A 16,551-nucleotide genomic window follows, 5' to 3' on the forward strand; every position below is an offset into this window, starting at 1 on the left:
TTTGCCAGGCGAAGGTGCCGCGGCAGAAAGCCCCTACCGGGCGAAGCGAAAGAAGGCTGACCAATGCGAGGCCAGAAATTAGGGGCGGGGCTTATAGCCCAGAGCCAGTCCGCCCTTCCACCCTTTAGATTGCATCGTCCTGATTCGCTTGCGGAAGCTGTGGCTCTTACCCGGCAGCATCCAGGGGCTGTGATTGCGGCGGGTTGTTCGGACCTGGTGGCGCAATTCCGCGAGGGATTGGAGCCGGAGGTTCTGATTTCCGTGCAACGAATCAAGGAATTGCGGGAAATATCCATTGATGCCGGGGTTCTGCGCATTGGTTCCTTGGTGAGCCACGCTGAAGGCAGCAGAAGCCCGGAAATACTGTCCACTGTGCCTGCCCTGGCAGCAGCCTGGGGATCAATTGCCACAGTTCGAATCCGCTATCGCGGCACCCTCGGAGGCAATCTCCTTTCCCGTCGCTATAGATACGAAATGCCTGTCATTCTGGCGGCATTGGGCGGGCAGATGCTGTTTCAAGGCGGTGACGTTGCATCTTTGCCCGTCTCATCACTCTGGGATCGAAACCTTGGCAATGTAGGTATTCTGACCGCCGTCGCCGTCGACACTGCGTCCCTGTTGTGGTTCGGCTACGAGCGGTCAATGCGCCCGGTGAGCACCGTGTCCCTCGCTGTACGAAAGGAGCCGGTGGCCGGCCTCACCGTTTCTGCTGTCTGTGGCAGTGAATACCGGCAGCCTTTTCTCCTGTCACATACTGCCGAGGCAACTGACATCACCGAGCTTGACCCGGTCTCCGTGGGCGGGGTTCTGGCGGCTCAGCTCCCGGACGAGGCGGGCGACTACGCGGGGTCCATCGACTACCGCCGACACTTGGTGGGCGTTCTCTGCCGCCGGCTTCTTGCCGAAGCAACCGGTAACCAAAGGAAAGGATAGCCAGCCATGAGCCTTGAATCACCGGAATCAGGCGAGGAAACATTCACCCACAAGGTTGAGTTCGAGCTGAACGGAAGCCCGGAACGGCATTGTGTCCCTACGAGTGCCACGGTCTTGGACCTGCTCCGCAACAGCTGCGGTAAACAGGGGGTCCGTGCGTCGTGTGAGCGCAGTGTCTGCGGTGCCTGCACTGTTTTGGTTGATGACCTTCCTGTAGCTGCGTGTTCCACGTTTGCCTTCGACGTTTACGGTGCGCGTGTTGAAACCGTTGAGGGCTTGGCGGCCCAGGACGGCACGTTGAGTGCCCAGCAGCAGGCATTCAGGGAATGTGGCGGCTTCCAATGCGGCTTCTGCACGTCCGGCATGCTGATGTTGACCACGGGGCTGCTGCGGCAGAATCCGCAACCGGACCGGGACCAGATCCGGGAGTGGATCAGTTCGAACACCTGCCGGTGTACGGGCTACGAGATGATCTTGGAATCCGTGGAGCGTGCCGCAGAACTGGCCTCGGCCAAGCAGCAGGATCAGGTTTTCGAATGACCGGGTTCGTGAATCCGTGCACTCCGGACGATGCGCCGATCGTGGGACGCGACCGTCCACGCTTGGACAGTACCGCGAAGGTAACCGGCCGTGCCGTCTACACGGTGGACATTGAGAAGCCCGGGATGCTTCACGCTAAGGTCTTGCGAAGCCCGCACGCGCATGCCCGGATTCTGAGCATCGATGCTTCGGCAGCCCGCTCCCTGCCAGGAGTCACTGCCGTGGTCACCCGCGAGGAAATCACTGGACTTCATTCCTACGGCACCTACGTCAAAGACCAGCCGATTGTGGCCACAGAGTCGGTCCGCTATGTTGGCGACGTCGTCGCTGCAGTGGCCGCCGTGGACGAACGCACCGCTTTCGCAGCACTGGATTTGATCCGTGTTGAGTACGGGCAACTGCCGGCTGTCTTTGATGTGAGGGCAGCGATGGAGCCTTCCGCGCCCGCCATTTTTCCCGACCAACCCTTCGCCGCCTATCCCGAGTACGGAGATGGAGCCTCAGGAGCGGCACACACTGCCCACAACGTGAGCTACGAATTCCGCTACGAAACGGGAGAGGAGAGCGTCTGGGCGGATTGCGACTACATCTTCGAGGACACCTTTACCTTCTCCCGCATGAACCACATGCACCTGGAGCCCTTTGCCACGGTTGCCGAGGCGACAGCGAACGAAATCGAAGTGTGGACTAGTACTCAAAGCCCTTTCCCAATGCGCAAGGAACTGGCGAGGGTTTTTGGGCTCCCTGAAAACGACATTCGGGTCAACGTCCCGCTCCTGGGCGGCGGATTTGGTGCCAAGAACGGCCCCAAAACGGAGGCGATCGCCATCCGGCTCTCACAGTTGTCGGCTGGGCGGCCGGTGCGTTACTGCATGAGCACAGAAGAAGTCTTCCTGACACTGAGCCAGCATGACGCCATCCTCACGGTCAAATCGGGGCTCAAGGCAGACGGTGAGTTCATGGCGCGCCAGTCGCGGGTGCTGCTTAACGGTGGGGCTTATGCGGATGCCAGTCCGCTGGTGGCGGAGAAAGCGGGGTATCGGATGCCCGGGGCCTACCGCTGGAAGCGTATTGATTCCGTCTGCCAAGCGGTGATCACCAACTCCGTCCCTGCCGGCGCCTACCGTGGTTTCGGCGCAACCCAGGCCACCTGGGCCAGTGAGCGCCAAGTTGACCTGATCGCCGAGCGGCTGGGATTCGATCCCCTTGCGCTTCGACTAAAGAACGCCAAGGAATTGGGGGAGGAGTTCGTTCCCGGAGAAACGCCCATCGATTCGGACCTTAAACATGGCCTGAACCTGGTGGCGGACGCCATCGGTTATCGCGACCGTACGCGCTCAAGTAACCGTGGCATGGGAGTTGCCATCGGCATCAAAGATGGTGGTGGCGTCAACAAACCTGCCCAAGCCCGGGTCAAGGTGACCACCAACGGCGATGTGTTCCTGAATTGCGCCCTGGTGGAAATGGGGCAGGGCGGTCATTCGGCGCTGTGCCAGATCGTGGCGGAGACGCTTGGATGCGATCCGAAGCGGGTGAAGTATGCCGCTATTGACACCGACAATACCCCCTTCGACCAAGGCACCAACGCCTCTTCGGGAATCGCAGTCATGGGTCATGCCGTCCTGCAGGCTGCAGAGCGAGTGAAGTGTTCCGTGCTGGACACGGCGGCCGAACACCTGATGCTGGACCGGCAGTCGATCCGTTTGGACAACTGGCACATCGTCGATGCTGAAGGCATCACCTATGAGCTCCCGCCGCTGATTATGGACAGATTCGGTGGAACGGGATTCGAGTTCACGGCGGACGGCTACTACAAGGTCCGTAACTCCAGCAGCGCACCCCTGGAAGCACCCTGCATTTTTTGGGAGATCGGTTGGGCAGCTGCCGAAGTGGAGGTTGATCCGGAGACCGGCCGGGTGGAGCTTTTGCAGCTGGTGGTCAGTGGAGACGCCGGCAAGGTGGTGAACAAGTTGGGTTGCCGCGGCCAGGACGAGGGCGCAGCGGTCTTCGGATTGGCCCAGGCGCTCTTCGAGGAACTGCGTTACGACGACGGGGAGCTGCTTAATGGTGAGGCGCTCCTCTATCGGGTGCCTTTGGCTGAGGACATTCCCCGGCGCTTTTCCTCCATTACCCAGGAACAGGGCCATGGGGCCGGACCCTTTGGGACCAAGGGGATGGGCGAGGGAGGCATGCTGCCCATTGCTCCAGCGATTGCCCAAGCCATCGCTGACGCCACGGGGGCGCAGCTCACATCGTTGCCCATGACGCCTGAACGCGTCTACAACGGCATCCGCGCCGCGCGTTTGCGCCAAGGCGGGGCTGATGGAAATGCGTGAGGTGATGGAGACGCTGGAGAAATTGTTGCTGGGCGATCAACATGTCGCCTTGGCCACGGTGGTCCGCACGGAGGGCTCCGCGCCACGGGCAGTCGGAACGTCCATGCTTGTCACCGAAGACGGGTCGCCGGTCGGTTCCGTTTCGGGTGGATGCATTGAGGCAAGTGTGATCGAAGCAGCAGCCGGGGTCCTCGCCAGCGGGGTCCCGGAGCTTCACCGATTTGGCATTTCAGACGACGACGGTTTCGGCATCGGGCTGACGTGCGGTGGCAGCGTTGAGATTTTCATCCAAAAGTACGCTCCGGGCTCTTGCGCACAGTTTGCTTCACTGCAGAGGGCGCTGAGTGAAAATCTGCCCTGCGCCATGGTCACCATTTTCGACAGCGTATCTGGCCTGGCGGGTCGATCCGAAGTGGTGCTGCAAACTGCGGACGTCGAAGAGCTGTTTGAAGGAACCGCACTTGCTCCCGACGCCGTCCGCGCCGCCGGGGTTGCAGTCCGGGAGGCAATAGCCTCCGGAACCACGACGTCGGTCACTCTCCTGGCGGATACGGGTACCGAAAGGCCGCTGTCCTTGCTGATCGATGTCTACCGTCCTGCCCGCAGGCTGCTGATCTTCGGGGCCATCGATTTCTCCGCCTCGCTGGCCGAGTTGGGGGCTTTCCTTGGCTTTCACGTCACTGTTTGCGATGCCCGATCTGTGTTCGCGACAGCCGAGCGAATTCCCTCAGCCCATGAGATCGTGGTCGATCAACCGGCGCGCTACCTGCGGGAAGAGATCGCTCTGGGAAGGCTCGCCCCTGATGCCGCTATCTGTGTGTTGACCCATGATGCCAAGTTCGATGTTCCGGTCCTTGATGTAGCCCTAAGGCACGGTTTTGCGTACATCGGCGCGATGGGTTCACGCCGAACTGCCAGTGACCGCCGGGAGCGGCTGATTGGCTTGGGCCACACCGATCGGTCGGTGGCACCTCTCCGCTCGCCCATCGGTTTGGGCCTTTCCGCTTCCACTCCTGCTGAAACCGCGGTTTCCATCATGGCGGAGATCATCGCTGCCAAGAACCAGAGCTCAGGCCTGCCCTTGGCGCACACCAGCGAGCCGATCCACAGAGATGCGCTGGAGCATGCAGGTCCAAAACCAAATTAACTTTGAACCTAAATATCTTGACAGAAAGTATCTTACTACTGATATTCTTTTTGTATGACGTAGTTCACAGGATTGGTACACGCCGCCCTTGGGCGGCACGCATGAATTGACGCCGTGGGAATGACAGAGAGATGAACGGAAGCCGATGATGAGTACGGACAGCCTGGATACGCGGGATGAAATTTATGTGGGCGGCGTGTGGACCCGAGGCAGCGGCGCACTGATCGAATCCGTGAATCCCGCTAACTCAGAGGTATTCGCCACCCTCCATGGAGCAACGACGGCGGATGTGGACGCCGCGGTAGCTGCTGGCCTGAAAGCCGTGGAAGAGTCCGGATGGGCGAAAAAACTCCCTCACGAACGTGCCACTGTGCTGCACCGCATCAGCTCGGCGATTGAGGCCAACGCTGACCGCATTGCCGAACTGCAGACGCTGGATACAGGTAAGACCCTCGTTGAAACCAAGGCGCTCGCCATGAGCGCGGCAGCCACCTTCCGCTTCACCGCTTCCGCTCTGGAAACCATGGAGGACGCGCTGACGTCCCCTCGCGGGAACTACCTCAGCATGTCCACTTACGAGGCGATAGGCGTGGTAGGAGCCATCACGCCATGGAATTCGCCGATTGCCAGCGACGCCCAAAAAGTGGCTCCGGCGCTCGCCGCAGGAAACGCAGTCCTGGTGAAGCCACCCGTCTGGGCTCCCTGGGTTTCGCTCCTGTTGGCACGAATTTGTGAGCAGGCGGGACTTCCGGCAGGCCTGCTTTCTGTCCTTCCAGGCCCCGGCCGCGTCATTGGCGATGCGATTGCCCGGCACCCTGACATTGGCAAGATTTCCTTCACGGGTGGCACTTCCACGGGACGCCAACTGGGCCATATTGCGGCGGAGAAAATCATGCCGATTACCTTGGAACTGGGCGGGAAATCTCCCACCATAATTTTTGCTGATGCTGACCTGGACCAGGCTGTGGCCGGCGTGCTTTATGGCATCTTCTCATCGAGTGGTCAGAGCTGCATTGCCGGCTCGCGCGTCTTCATTCAGCGATCGGTCTACGACGCCGTCGTCGAAAGACTGGTCAAAGGTGCCGAAGCCCTGCGAATCGGACCGGGAACGGACGCAAGCACTCAAGTTGGGCCATTGGTTGCCCTTGCCCACCGGGACGCCGTGGCCAGGATGGTTGAAGACGCGAGGCTGGCTGGTGCGCAGATCCTCTGCGGTGGCGCCGTGCCCAAGGAGCCCAGGCTTCAGTCCGGCGCGTTTTACGAGCCCACCATCATTGCCGGTGTGAGCAACTCGGACGTCATTTGCCAGGAGGAAATCTTCGGGCCGGTGGCCGTGATCCTGCCGTTTGAGGATGAAGCGGATCTCATCCTTCAGGCGAACGACAGTGTCTTTGGTTTGGCCTGCGGAATCTGGACCGCTGACTACCGCCTGGCCTGGCGCACAGCGAGGGCTGTTTCGGCCGGCACCGTCTGGGTCAACACCTACAAGCAATTCAGTATCTCCACCCCGTTCAGCGGGCTTAAGGAAAGCGGTCTGGGCACCGAAAAGGGCCGGGACGGCATCCGATCCTATATGCACCAGAAGAGCATCTACATCGACCTCTCGGGTGCATCCATCCCATGGGCCGGCAACTAAGCCGGACAGGCTGTCACCATCTTGCTTTCGAAAGGTACGTCAATGAATGCTCACCCCTACAGCCCCGCCTTTGTGGCCGGGGGATTCGGCTTTATCTCCGGCGCATTGTCTGTGGATGAAAGTGGTATTGCCGTACCCGGCCGCTCTGAAGCACTGGTTGCCGCAGCCGCGAGGCTCGCCGAACGACTGGAATCAGTCGGCATGTCCTTGGCTGACGTCATCAAGACCACCTATTTCGTCACGGACGTGACGCTGCGGGACGAAGCCAACAGTCACTATGAGCAGCTGTTCGAGGAGCCGCGTCCGGCACGTTCGTTTGTGGAGGTCGCTGCCCTGCCCTATGGCGCCACGGTGGAAATCGAAGCAATCGCGCACCGGAGGAAATGAGGACCAATGAGCGTGGAAATTCAGAACCGTGCGGCGGTGACCCTTGATGTCCCCGAACCGAAAATATTGACACTCAGGGTGCAGCAGAAAACCTGGGAAGCCGACGGCGTCATACGGATGATGTTTGTTGATCCTGCCGGGGCGGCGCTCCCGCGGTGGCTTCCCGGCGCCCACCTGAGCCTGCACCTGCCCAATGGGCTCATTCGCGAATACTCCTTGTGTTCGGACCCGCAAGACTCCACCAGCTGGACTGTGGCCGTGCTGCGAACCCCTGATTCCCGCGGTGGGAGCAGGCTGATCCACGACGAGCTCCCCGTGGGAACGCTCATCAAGGTTGAGGGTCCGCGCAACAACTTCCAGCTTGACCATGCCGAACGCTATGCACTGGTAGCTGGCGGTATTGGCATCACCCCGATTATTTCCATGGTTCGGCGGTTGGAATCAGTCGGAGCTGACTGGTCCCTGCTGTATACCGGCCGCTCACGTTCAACCATGGCCTTCCTATCGGAGGTTTCAGGCCTGCCCCGGCACCGGATAAGTATCCACGCTGCCGACGAAGCCGACGGCAAATTCGCGGATCTCTCCAAAGCGGTCGGCTCGCTCCCGCCTGAAGCCCTGGTGTATGCCTGCGGCCCGGAATCATTGATGCAGGCTGTAGCCGGCGCCATGGCGGACGACTCGCAATTGAGAATTGAGCGGTTCAAAGCACCGGACATCGTGCCCGGACCGGAACTCGACCAGACAGGTTTCGACGTCATCTGCCACAGCACTGGTCAGCGGATCGCCGTTGGGCCCGACGTTTCGGTCCTTGAGGCACTGAACGACGCCGGTATCAACGTTCCCAGCTCATGCGCAGAAGGCATCTGCGGGACCTGTGAAACCGGAGTCATCGACGGGGACGTTGAGCACCGTGATTTCCTGCTTTCCCCGGCCGAGCGGGCCGAGAACAAATCAATGTTTGTTTGCGTCTCACGTTGCCGGTCCCGGGACCTGATTTTGGATCTCTAGTACGAACATCACTCGACTGAAGGTTGATTCCCATGAACTATTTCTCAGCAGAGCCTGTCTGCAATCTGCGGTCCCTGCGTTCTGTGTCCCTGAAAGTGCCCGATACCCGGCCAGCCAAGGATTTCTACCATGAAGTCTGGGGCCTTTCCACTGTGGAGGAGGACACGGACAAGTTCTGGCTCCGCGGAACCGGTTCCGAACATCACATCCTGAGGTTGGAAAAGGGCGAGCAGAATGCCTTGGGCGGGGTCTCTTTCGCCCTGGCCACGCCGCAGGACGTTGACCGTGCAGCCACCAGACTCACCGTCCTGGGGATTCCGCTCTTCCGTGAACCCGGACCTTTGGATGATGCTGCCGGCGGCTATGGTCTCCAGTTGGTGGACCCCGAAGGCAGGCTGGTGGAACTTTCCGCCGACGTCCACGCGGTTGTCAGCCAGGAGCCCGCAGGTCGGCGGGCCCTGCCACGCAAGATCGCCCACGTGGTGCTCAATACTGTGGATATTGACCGCGCAACGGCCTTTTATACGCAGGTACTGGGGATGCGGATTTCAGATTGGTCCGAGCACCAGATGGCGTTCCTGCGGTGCAACAGCGAGCACCATGCCATCGCGTTCAACCAGGCTCCCTGGACCTCGGTCAATCATGTGGCCTACGAGATGCAGAGCATTGATCACTTCATGCGCGGGATCGGCAACCTTAAGCGCCACAACATCGCGCCCCAGTGGGGGCCAGGCCGTCACGGTCCGGGTGACAACACATTTTCGTATTTCACGGACCCCTCTGGCTTGGTTTGCGAATATACCTCCGAAGTAGCCCAAGTGGACGAGGACAGTTGGTTGTGCCGCACCTGGGAGCGCACGCCGGAACTGTCCGACCAGTGGGGAACTGCAGGTCCGCCCACTACAGCGGTCCGAAGCGCCATGGCCGGCATCCCGGATAGCGGGTACAAGTCGCTGGTGGTCCCTGGACGTGAGGACTACTTCTCCATGCCGGGAACTCCTGCCGCAGAAAAAGCCCATGCGTAGCAACTCGTTGCCGCCAGCCACCGAAACAGCGTCGAGTGTTGCCGAACGCCGGAAAACTGTCCACGGGGTCTCCCTCGTTATTCGCGGGGAGGGCGCTCCTGTCTTCCTCATGCACGGCATCGGAGGCGCCGCGTCTTCCTGTGGTGCCCTGGCTCAGTTGCTGAGCGCACACGGGTATCAGACGTTTTGCTGGGATGCACCCGGTTACGGCGAATCATCAGCTCCACCGGAAGGCTTGGATCATCCTGCTTTGGTGCTGGACATCCTGGCCACATTGAATGTTGGCCCAGCCCACCTGATCGGCACGTCATGGGGAGGCGTGATCGCCACCCGGATAGCCGCTCAAGCACCTGAGGCAGTGCGTTCCATTGTGCTGGCGGACAGCACCCGCGGTTCGGGAATTACCCGGACCGCCGCGCAACGCATGCTGGCTCGCGTTCCGGAACTGGCCGCCGTCGGTCCCGAAATTCTTGCGGCCCGACGGGCGGCAAGACTGGTCTCCCCGTCCGCCCCGGCATGGGTGGCTGAAGCTGTACGGGCGGACATGGCCGCCGTCCGCCTGTCCGGCTTCGCGTCGGCCGCCACCATGATGGCGCAGTGCGACACCACGGACCTGCTGCCTCGGCTCCGGATCCCGGCGCTGGTCTTAGTGGGCCAGGACGACGTGATCACTGGCGTGGCGGAATCCAGGGTCCTTGCAGAGAACATTCCCGGCGCCACGCTGGGCATCATTCCCGGTGCAGGGCACGCCGCAGTGCAGGAAAAGCCGATGGAGATGTCCGCCGCCATCCTCGCTTTCTGGGAGGACCTTCGGTGACGCGCCTCGTGGTAGTTACCGGATCCGGGCGTGGACTTGGCTTCGACATCGCCCACCGGCTGGCAGGTAGCGGAGACCGAATAGTCATTGCCGAGAAGAACCCGGACCTCGCCGAGCAAGCTGTCGCAACATTGTGCGGACAGGGCTTCGACGCCACGGCAATCGTCACCGACATCGCCGACAAAGCCTCGGTTGCAGACCTGGCCACAGCGGTCCAGCAGCTGGGCGGCGCGGATGCACTGGTCAACAATGCGGCACTGGCCGACGGCGTTGGTGGTGACACTTTTTGGGAACTGGACGAAGACTTCTTCCAGAGGGTGATGACCGTCAACGCCTACGGGACGTGGCTGGTCAGCAAACATCTTTACCCCCAGCTGGCACAAAGCCCGGCAGGGTCCATCGTCAACATCGCCTCAGACGCGGCGCTCTACGGCTCTCCACGGCTGGTCCACTATGTCGGATCAAAAGGCGCGGTCCTGGCGATGACCCGGACAATGGCCCGCGACGCAGGACCAGCCGGAGTCCGCGTCAATGCCGTTGCTCCGGGCCTGACCCGCGTGGAAGCCACCGAGTCAGTGCCGGCCTCCCGCTACCGCCTCTATGAAGAGAACCGGGTGCTGCCAAGGGACCAACAACCCAAGGACGTATCAGGCGCCGTCCAGTTCCTGCTGTCCGATGCCGCAGGTTTCATCACTGGCCAGACCATCGTGGTGGATGGCGGCTTTGTCATGGGGCACTGAGGCCGGGGACCACTGAATCGCTGGCCACTGAATCGCTGGGCCGAACCGCCCTGCAGCGGAAAAACACTAACAAGGAGTCCCACACATGGACCTGCAATTGAAGGACCGCACGGTGGTTGTCACCGGGGCGAGTTCCGGCGTCGGCCTTGCCACTGCCCGATATTTGCTGAGCGAAGGTGCCCGGGTTGCTGCCTGTGCACGTGACGCCGGCCGGTTGTCCGCCGCATTCGACGAGTCTTCCTGGGCGGACAAGGACTCGATTTACCTCGCTTCGTGCGATGTCACGGATCAAGATGCCACCAACAGCTTTATCGGCGGCACATTGGATCGGTTTGGCGCCGTTGATGGCCTGGTCTGCAACGCCGGCCGTTCCTTGATGGCCACACTCCAGGACACCACGGACCAGCAGCTGCGTGATGAGTTCAGCCTGAAGATCTTCGGGGTTTTGAACATGGTACGTTCCGCCAGGTCTGCCTTGAACGCATCACCACACGGCTCGGTGGTCAACGTCAACGCGATCCTCTCCCGGCAGCCGGAGTTGCGCCTGGCTGCCACCTCAGCTGCCCGCGCCGCGCTGTTGAACCTCACCCATTCCCTTGCCGAAGACCTGGCAACAGAGGGAACACGGGTGAATTCGGTCCTGCTCGGACTGGTGGACACCGGCCAGTGGCGGCGACGCTTCGAGGAAGCCGACTCGGAACTCGACTACGAGGCCTGGAGCGCGGAAATCGCCAGCAACCGCGGCATCAAGCTGGGCCGTTTCGGCACGGCTGAGGAGGTGGCCTTCCATATTGTCAGCCTGCTCTCGCCCCTTAGCGGATACACCACAGGAGCAACCATCGACGTCGGCGGTGGCGTTGGGCGCTATGTCTAGTCAGCGGAACTTCATCACGAAAGAGATCCAGATATGTCAGTGACACAAGAAGCAACGGTCCCAAGGGGACCAACAGGCGGTGACGTCCTGGTCCGTGTAATGCGACGCCACGGCATCGATACGGCTTTCGGGGTCATCAGCATCCATAATCTTCCTCTGGTCGAGGCAGTGGACAGGGAGCTGAACTTTGTGGCCGTTCGCCATGAGGCCGCGGCAGTCAACGCGGCTGACGCCTATGCCCGTGCCTCGGGCAAAATCGGGATTGCCCTGACCAGCACCGGTACAGGAGCCGGCAACGCCGCCGGTTCCATGGTGGAGGCGCTCACCGCGGGAAGCCGCGTGCTGCACATTACCGGCCAGATCGACAGTGAATTCATGGGCAGCAACCGTGGAGTGATCCATGAGGTCCCACGACAGTTGCAGATGCTCCACGCGATCTCCGGCTATGCACGCACCATTTTTAATGGCAAGGATGCGGAGGCGGACCTGGAGGAGGCAATCGCACACCTGCTCTCCTCGCCTCACACACCGGCCAGTATCGAGTGGCCTACAGATTTGCAGTACCTGGCCCACCCGGATGATCAGCGCCCGATCGACGCGCAGGTGAAGCCTTTACCGGATTACGACGCCGATTCCGTTGCCGAAGCGGTCCGGCTCCTGGCAGGTGCCAAGCGACCGCTGATCTGGGCTGGCGGAGGAGCGGCCGGCGCGGATAAGGAACTTGCGGCTCTGCTCCACGGTCTCGGCGCAGGACTCCTGACCAGCAACTCGGGACGGGGCGTGGTTCCGGAAGATGACCATCTGGTCATCGGGAACTTTGCTACCACTCCTGCCGCCGTCCGGCTGATCGAAGAGTCTGATGTGTTGCTAAGTGTCGGCACGCACTTCCGGTCCAACGAGACGCAGCACTATTCGCTCAAACTGCCCACCACTCACATCCAGCTGGATCTGAATCCTGAAGCCGTGGGCAGGGTGTATCCGGCCACTGTGGGCTTGGTGGGCGACTCCCGCGCAATTCTGGAGGCGATCGTCAGCCAGTTGGGTAGTCATTCCGTGGACCCAGCGTGGGGGCAGCAGGTGCACGAGGTACGCCTCGAGGTACGGGCCACATTGACTGAGTACATCGGTGGCTATGCGGAAATCTGCCACAGCCTCAGGGAGCGCCTGGATCGGGAATCAGTTGTTGCACGTGATGTGACCATCCCCTCCAGCCAGTGGGGTAACCGCCTGCTGGAGATGTACTCCCGCGAAACAAACATCTTTCCGCTGGGAGGCGGCATAGGCCAGGGTTTGGCCATGGGGATTGGGGCGGCCTGCGCCCGCCCGGACGTTCCCACGGTAGTTATTGCCGGCGACGGCGGCCTGGCCGTTCATCTCGGTGAACTCGCCTCCCTTGCCGGCTCAGGAGTCTGGTGCGTGGTGCTCGTGTTCAATGACGGTGGCTATGGAGTTCTGCGCAACATGCAGAAGGCCAACGGCTTTGCGGAGGCAGGAGTCAACCTGCATACACCCGACTTTGCTTTGCTCGCCCAGTCACTGAACTTGCCGTTCTGGCGGGTGCGCGGCCCCGGTTCCTTTGATGGGGCCTTGGTGGAAGCACTCGCGGTGCGGGGGCCCGCGGTGATCGAGATCGATGTCACCGCTTTGGATCCCGTACCGGGTGCGTTTGTTCCGCCGGTGCATATTCCAACCCCACGTCAGTAGAGGAGCAGGAGAGCACATGAAATCAAGTACGGAAGTAGATCCGCGCCCCGGCCATGAGCCCGGCGAAGTGGTGCCACAGCACGAGGTCGTGTGCTTGCACGGAGGCGAGGGAGCAGGCGAATGGTTTGCCCAACAGCTTGACGCTTTGGGGGCCCGTGCCTGGGAACCCCGAATCGGCGTTAGCTTCGACGTCACCGGCCCGCCCGGCCAAATGGAGGAGTGGGTAGACGCAGCCTCCACCGCGCTTCACGAGTGCACGTCGGGTCCTGCGCACATTCTGGCCAGTGGAGCGGCTGCGTACGGGGCCATAATGCTCGCTGCCCTGCACCCGGAACAGGTCAAGAGTCTCATCCTCGGTGACCCACTGGTGGACACGTCGGTTGAGGGGTTCGTGCCCACGCTCCGGAGAGTGCTGGCGCCGTCCTTGGTCATTGCCGCCGCCCCTGACCTGGACGCCGATATCTCCATACCGCAAAGCATCGCCGGGGGAATCAGGAACGGGGTTTTTGTCATCATCGACAACACCGCCGTTCCGGCACACCAGAGCCGATCCCACTCATTCAACGAGTGGAGCAGGTCATTCATGAACATCGCTGAAGGTCTGCACACCGTCACCGAAACACAGGAGGAACACAGTGCCTGAGCAATATCTTGATGCCAACCAGTCCCGGGTGGGTCCGGCCAATCCTTATGAGCTGAAGCTCGCCGGAGCCCTGTCCGAGATTTTCGCCAGTGGTAGCCACGAGCTGCCAGCCATCATCTCGGGGCTGAACAATTTGGGCCTGAACGCCCCGGATGGTCAACCCTGGGACGAAACCCGATTCCGTTCCGAAATGCGACGACTGGGAGAGTAGGACATGACAACTGCAACTGCAACTGCAACGGCAAGCGCCGCCGCCGGAGCCAGGGCCGGCAGGGCCAAGATCAAAACTGTCGTCGGCACCCGGCGCCAACTCGATGCCGCAGAACTTGCTGCGACGGGACTGAGGGATCGCTGGTATCCCATCTACCCGTCGCGATTCGTGGGTCCCGGCGACATGGTTAAAGTCCGACGGCTCGGCGTGGATTGGCTGCTGTTCCGTGACGCCAGGGGTCAAATCCGGATGTTGGAGGATCGCTGTCCCCACCGCAGCGCACCTTTGTCCGTGGGCCAACACCTGGGGGACCGGGTGGCATGCAAGTACCACGGCGTTCAGGTGGACGGCAGCGGCACCGTGGTTTCGGTTCCAGGGATGCCCGGCTGTGCACTTGAGGGTAAGACCGTGACCGCGTCGCTGGCTGTCGAGGAAGGCGCTGACATGATCTTTGCCTTCATGCCATTGACCGAGGACTCCGTGGTGACGGCATTCAAGCTGCCCGATCGCCTGGACAACCCCGAGGTTTCCTGGTTCTCAAACTACGCTGAATGGAATAGTCCGTGGCGTTTCTACATGGACAACGTCCTGGACCCGATGCACGGCGCGTTCCTCCACCGTGACTCGCATTCCATGTTTGGCGGTGATACCAGTGCCCGCTTCCGCATCCGCGAGACCGATCGTGGATTCTTCTTCGAGAAAACGGACCAGCGTGGCAAGAATTTTGACTGGGTGGAGTACTGCCGTGAGGCCATGGACTACGTGGATCTGGAGATCCCGTATGCCGATTCGGCAGGTCCCGGAGGTTCGTTCGGCATCGTAGGAATGTCCACTCCTATTGATGCCCATACCTCCGCCGTTTTTCACTGGCGTACCCGGACCGTTTCAGACTGGGAACGGGACGTGTGGCGGTTCATGTACAAGACAACCCTTGAAGAAAAGCACTGGGTAGTCCTGGAACAGGACCGGGAACTGTTGGAGGCGCTGGCGGCAGATGCGGATAAGGACGAGCACTTGTATCAGCACGATCTTGGAGTAGCCAGGATCCGTCGGGTCCATGATGCCGATGCCCAGAAACAGGCCGCGATTCTCTCAGAGGGAGTCGTTTAGCCCAAAGAGCCTGCAGCTCGTAACTCTTCGAGCTGCAGGCTCTTTTTTGTCGTGTGTCCCAACCACTTCAGCACAACAAAACCCGGGTACCGGCCGCATCGGCCGGTACCCGGGTTCTTGGAGATCTAGCGGGTCACGCCATACATCTCCGAGGTAGGCGGATAGAACGGGATCTCCGGCTTCTTAGCGCCGATGATTACGCAGATAATTGCGTCTTCATCACTGACGGTGCGCAAACTCCGGGGAACGCCGGCCGGAACCCGGATCAGATCGCGGTAGCCCAGCACGCGGCTCGCTTTCTTGTTGCCGTCTTCTACGTCGTGCACGCTGAACTCGACCTGTCCTTCGAGTACAAAGAAGACCTCTTCGACGTCCGGGTGCGTGTGCTCAGGACCTACGCATCCGGCGGGCAGCACCATGTTGGAAAAGGTGAAGTGCTCCGCCTGGAGGATGTTGTTGTCGTCCGAGTGGTCTCCGGTAGCTCCGGAACCAATGTAGCGGACCTGTCCGCGTCGGAATTTTTCACCCATTTTGGTCTGGAATTTCAGGGTATTGAAGTCAACAACCCGGCTCTCACGGGAGGCGATGGCCGAATCAATCAGCTCCTCAAGTTCCGGTAACTTGCTTTCGATAACGTCGCTCATGATGGACCTCTCTCGGATTGGTAATTGCCTGAGTTCGCAAAAGCCGAGACGATTCAATCTCCTCGGCTCTAACTATCTCAAGACTAAGATATAGTGAGACTCGCTGCAAGACCCCGGTGGAAAGTGCTCATAATTGCTGCCTTCGTTGGGAAGCTCAGTGTTAAGATGCTTAGACCGAATGAAGGAGAGAGTGCGCATGACCACCGAATCGCGGAACACTGACACGGACGCCGTGGACGCCATTATTGAGGACTGGCACCGCGAACGCCCGGACCTTGATCCCAGGACCATCGGCGTCTTTGGCCGCTTGCAGAGCCTGGTGGCACGGCAGCGAGCTGTGCAGGATGTGAACTATGAGGAGTATGGGCTCACGTTGGCATCCTTTGATGTTCTGGCGAACTTGCGTCGTTCCGGCCCTCCGCACCGGAAGACTGCTGGTGAACTTGCCAGCTCGTCCATGCTGACCACGGGCGGCATCACCTTCCGGCTGGACCGTATGGAGGAACAAAACCTCATTGAACGGGTTCGGTCGAAGGAGGATCGTCGGGTGGTCTACGCCCAGATGACGGACCATGGCAAAGAGCTCATTGACGAGGTCATTTCAAAGCATCTGGAAACGCAGCGCAACATGCTCGCCGGCCTGACCGCCAAGGAGATCGAACAACTGGCGCTGCTACTGAAAAAAACTGAAGCCTCCATCGTCGCCTATGACCCGAAGGTTTCCTCCGCGGACGAACTTACGCTGAACGTCTAGATCACGGCGCGGGTTCGTCCATCCACTCCATCAAGCAAGGAA

General features: G+C 60.8%; 17 protein-coding genes. 16 read left to right on the forward strand and 1 reads right to left on the reverse strand.

The genetic code is table 11. The features are described 5' to 3' along the window. The first annotated feature begins 63 nt into the window (after positions 1-63). The 15 genes from AC0J5Z_RS07175 to AC0J5Z_RS07245 all read left to right on the forward strand — a co-directional run bounded on the left by AC0J5Z_RS07175 (position 64) and on the right by AC0J5Z_RS07245 (position 15,111). Positions 64-933: an FAD binding domain-containing protein gene (locus AC0J5Z_RS07175; RefSeq protein ID WP_475038453.1), complete on the forward strand. Its 870-nt coding sequence runs from the start codon at positions 64-66 to the stop codon at positions 931-933. A gap of 6 nt (positions 934-939) precedes the next feature. Further along, positions 940-1,473, forward strand: coding sequence for a (2Fe-2S)-binding protein (locus AC0J5Z_RS07180; RefSeq protein WP_475038454.1), 534 nt, complete (start codon positions 940-942; stop codon positions 1,471-1,473). Continuing rightward, a complete protein-coding gene (locus AC0J5Z_RS07185; protein ID WP_475038455.1) occupies positions 1,470-3,809 on the forward strand; it encodes a xanthine dehydrogenase family protein molybdopterin-binding subunit in 2,340 nt (779 codons plus the stop codon). Before AC0J5Z_RS07180 ends, AC0J5Z_RS07185 begins: the two co-directional genes overlap by 4 nt. Further along, a complete protein-coding gene (locus AC0J5Z_RS07190) occupies positions 3,796-4,956 on the forward strand; it encodes an XdhC family protein (RefSeq protein WP_475038456.1) in 1,161 nt (386 codons plus the stop codon). Before AC0J5Z_RS07185 ends, AC0J5Z_RS07190 begins: the two co-directional genes overlap by 14 nt. A gap of 148 nt (positions 4,957-5,104) precedes the next feature. After that, positions 5,105-6,592: an aldehyde dehydrogenase gene (locus tag AC0J5Z_RS07195; RefSeq protein ID WP_475038457.1), complete on the forward strand. Its 1,488-nt coding sequence runs from the start codon at positions 5,105-5,107 to the stop codon at positions 6,590-6,592. A gap of 42 nt (positions 6,593-6,634) precedes the next feature. Beyond that, positions 6,635-6,979 (forward strand): RidA family protein, encoded by a 345-nt coding sequence (locus AC0J5Z_RS07200; protein ID WP_475038458.1) that lies wholly within the window; start codon positions 6,635-6,637, stop codon positions 6,977-6,979. Between the two features lie 6 nt (positions 6,980-6,985). Then, positions 6,986-7,987 (forward strand): PDR/VanB family oxidoreductase, encoded by a 1,002-nt coding sequence (locus tag AC0J5Z_RS07205; RefSeq protein WP_475038459.1) that lies wholly within the window; start codon positions 6,986-6,988, stop codon positions 7,985-7,987. Between the two features lie 32 nt (positions 7,988-8,019). Continuing rightward, a complete protein-coding gene (locus AC0J5Z_RS07210; RefSeq protein ID WP_475038460.1) occupies positions 8,020-9,012 on the forward strand; it encodes a VOC family protein in 993 nt (330 codons plus the stop codon). Beyond that, the gene (locus tag AC0J5Z_RS07215; protein WP_475038461.1) at positions 9,005-9,829 is read left to right on the forward strand and encodes an alpha/beta fold hydrolase; all 825 of its coding nucleotides are present in this window, start codon (positions 9,005-9,007) and stop codon (positions 9,827-9,829) included. The genes AC0J5Z_RS07210 and AC0J5Z_RS07215 overlap by 8 nt, the downstream gene beginning before the upstream one ends. Beyond that, positions 9,826-10,569: a 3-oxoacyl-ACP reductase family protein gene (locus AC0J5Z_RS07220; RefSeq protein WP_475038462.1), complete on the forward strand. Its 744-nt coding sequence runs from the start codon at positions 9,826-9,828 to the stop codon at positions 10,567-10,569. The genes AC0J5Z_RS07215 and AC0J5Z_RS07220 overlap by 4 nt, the downstream gene beginning before the upstream one ends. Before the next feature lie 85 nt (positions 10,570-10,654). Continuing rightward, complete coding sequence (locus tag AC0J5Z_RS07225; RefSeq protein WP_475038463.1) at positions 10,655-11,443, forward strand: SDR family oxidoreductase; 789 nt, start codon at positions 10,655-10,657, stop codon at positions 11,441-11,443. 33 nt (positions 11,444-11,476) lie between these two features. Beyond that, positions 11,477-13,147: a thiamine pyrophosphate-binding protein gene (locus AC0J5Z_RS07230; RefSeq protein WP_475038464.1), complete on the forward strand. Its 1,671-nt coding sequence runs from the start codon at positions 11,477-11,479 to the stop codon at positions 13,145-13,147. Positions 13,148-13,163: 16 nt separating this feature from the next. Further along, positions 13,164-13,790 (forward strand): alpha/beta fold hydrolase, encoded by a 627-nt coding sequence (locus tag AC0J5Z_RS07235; RefSeq protein ID WP_475038465.1) that lies wholly within the window; start codon positions 13,164-13,166, stop codon positions 13,788-13,790. Further along, entirely contained in the window at positions 13,783-14,001 is a 219-nt protein-coding gene (locus AC0J5Z_RS07240; protein WP_475038466.1) for a recombinase-like helix-turn-helix domain-containing protein, read from the forward strand. The genes AC0J5Z_RS07235 and AC0J5Z_RS07240 overlap by 8 nt, the downstream gene beginning before the upstream one ends. A gap of 3 nt (positions 14,002-14,004) precedes the next feature. Further along, the gene (locus AC0J5Z_RS07245; RefSeq protein ID WP_475038467.1) at positions 14,005-15,111 is read left to right on the forward strand and encodes a Rieske 2Fe-2S domain-containing protein; all 1,107 of its coding nucleotides are present in this window, start codon (positions 14,005-14,007) and stop codon (positions 15,109-15,111) included. Between the two features lie 125 nt (positions 15,112-15,236). Here the strand turns inward: AC0J5Z_RS07245 and AC0J5Z_RS07250 are convergent, their stop codons facing one another. Next, positions 15,237-15,755, reverse strand: a complete 519-nt coding sequence (locus tag AC0J5Z_RS07250) for a cupin domain-containing protein (RefSeq protein ID WP_475038468.1) — start codon at positions 15,753-15,755, stop codon at positions 15,237-15,239. Between the two features lie 196 nt (positions 15,756-15,951). Here AC0J5Z_RS07250 and AC0J5Z_RS07255 point away from each other — a divergent pair, with 196 nt between their 5' ends. Continuing rightward, entirely contained in the window at positions 15,952-16,509 is a 558-nt protein-coding gene (locus tag AC0J5Z_RS07255) for a MarR family winged helix-turn-helix transcriptional regulator (protein WP_475038469.1), read from the forward strand. The last annotated feature ends 42 nt before the right edge of the window (positions 16,510-16,551 follow it).

Source organism: Paenarthrobacter sp. TRD_SC_7 (assembly GCF_056156245.1).

Coding starts and splice junctions, on each gene's coding strand:
- AC0J5Z_RS07175 (WP_475038453.1), top strand. CDS start 64: ATGCGAGGCCAGAAATTAGGGGCGGGGCTTATAGCCCAGAGCCAGTCC.
- AC0J5Z_RS07180 (WP_475038454.1), top strand. CDS start 940: ATGAGCCTTGAATCACCGGAATCAGGCGAGGAAACATTCACCCACAAG.
- AC0J5Z_RS07185 (WP_475038455.1), top strand. CDS start 1,470: ATGACCGGGTTCGTGAATCCGTGCACTCCGGACGATGCGCCGATCGTG.
- AC0J5Z_RS07190 (WP_475038456.1), top strand. CDS start 3,796: ATGGAAATGCGTGAGGTGATGGAGACGCTGGAGAAATTGTTGCTGGGC.
- AC0J5Z_RS07195 (WP_475038457.1), top strand. CDS start 5,105: ATGAGTACGGACAGCCTGGATACGCGGGATGAAATTTATGTGGGCGGC.
- AC0J5Z_RS07200 (WP_475038458.1), top strand. CDS start 6,635: ATGAATGCTCACCCCTACAGCCCCGCCTTTGTGGCCGGGGGATTCGGC.
- AC0J5Z_RS07205 (WP_475038459.1), top strand. CDS start 6,986: ATGAGCGTGGAAATTCAGAACCGTGCGGCGGTGACCCTTGATGTCCCC.
- AC0J5Z_RS07210 (WP_475038460.1), top strand. CDS start 8,020: ATGAACTATTTCTCAGCAGAGCCTGTCTGCAATCTGCGGTCCCTGCGT.
- AC0J5Z_RS07215 (WP_475038461.1), top strand. CDS start 9,005: ATGCGTAGCAACTCGTTGCCGCCAGCCACCGAAACAGCGTCGAGTGTT.
- AC0J5Z_RS07225 (WP_475038463.1), top strand. CDS start 10,655: ATGGACCTGCAATTGAAGGACCGCACGGTGGTTGTCACCGGGGCGAGT.
- AC0J5Z_RS07230 (WP_475038464.1), top strand. CDS start 11,477: ATGTCAGTGACACAAGAAGCAACGGTCCCAAGGGGACCAACAGGCGGT.
- AC0J5Z_RS07235 (WP_475038465.1), top strand. CDS start 13,164: ATGAAATCAAGTACGGAAGTAGATCCGCGCCCCGGCCATGAGCCCGGC.
- AC0J5Z_RS07245 (WP_475038467.1), top strand. CDS start 14,005: ATGACAACTGCAACTGCAACTGCAACGGCAAGCGCCGCCGCCGGAGCC.
- AC0J5Z_RS07250 (WP_475038468.1), bottom strand. CDS start 15,755: ATGAGCGACGTTATCGAAAGCAAGTTACCGGAACTTGAGGAGCTGATT.
- AC0J5Z_RS07255 (WP_475038469.1), top strand. CDS start 15,952: ATGACCACCGAATCGCGGAACACTGACACGGACGCCGTGGACGCCATT.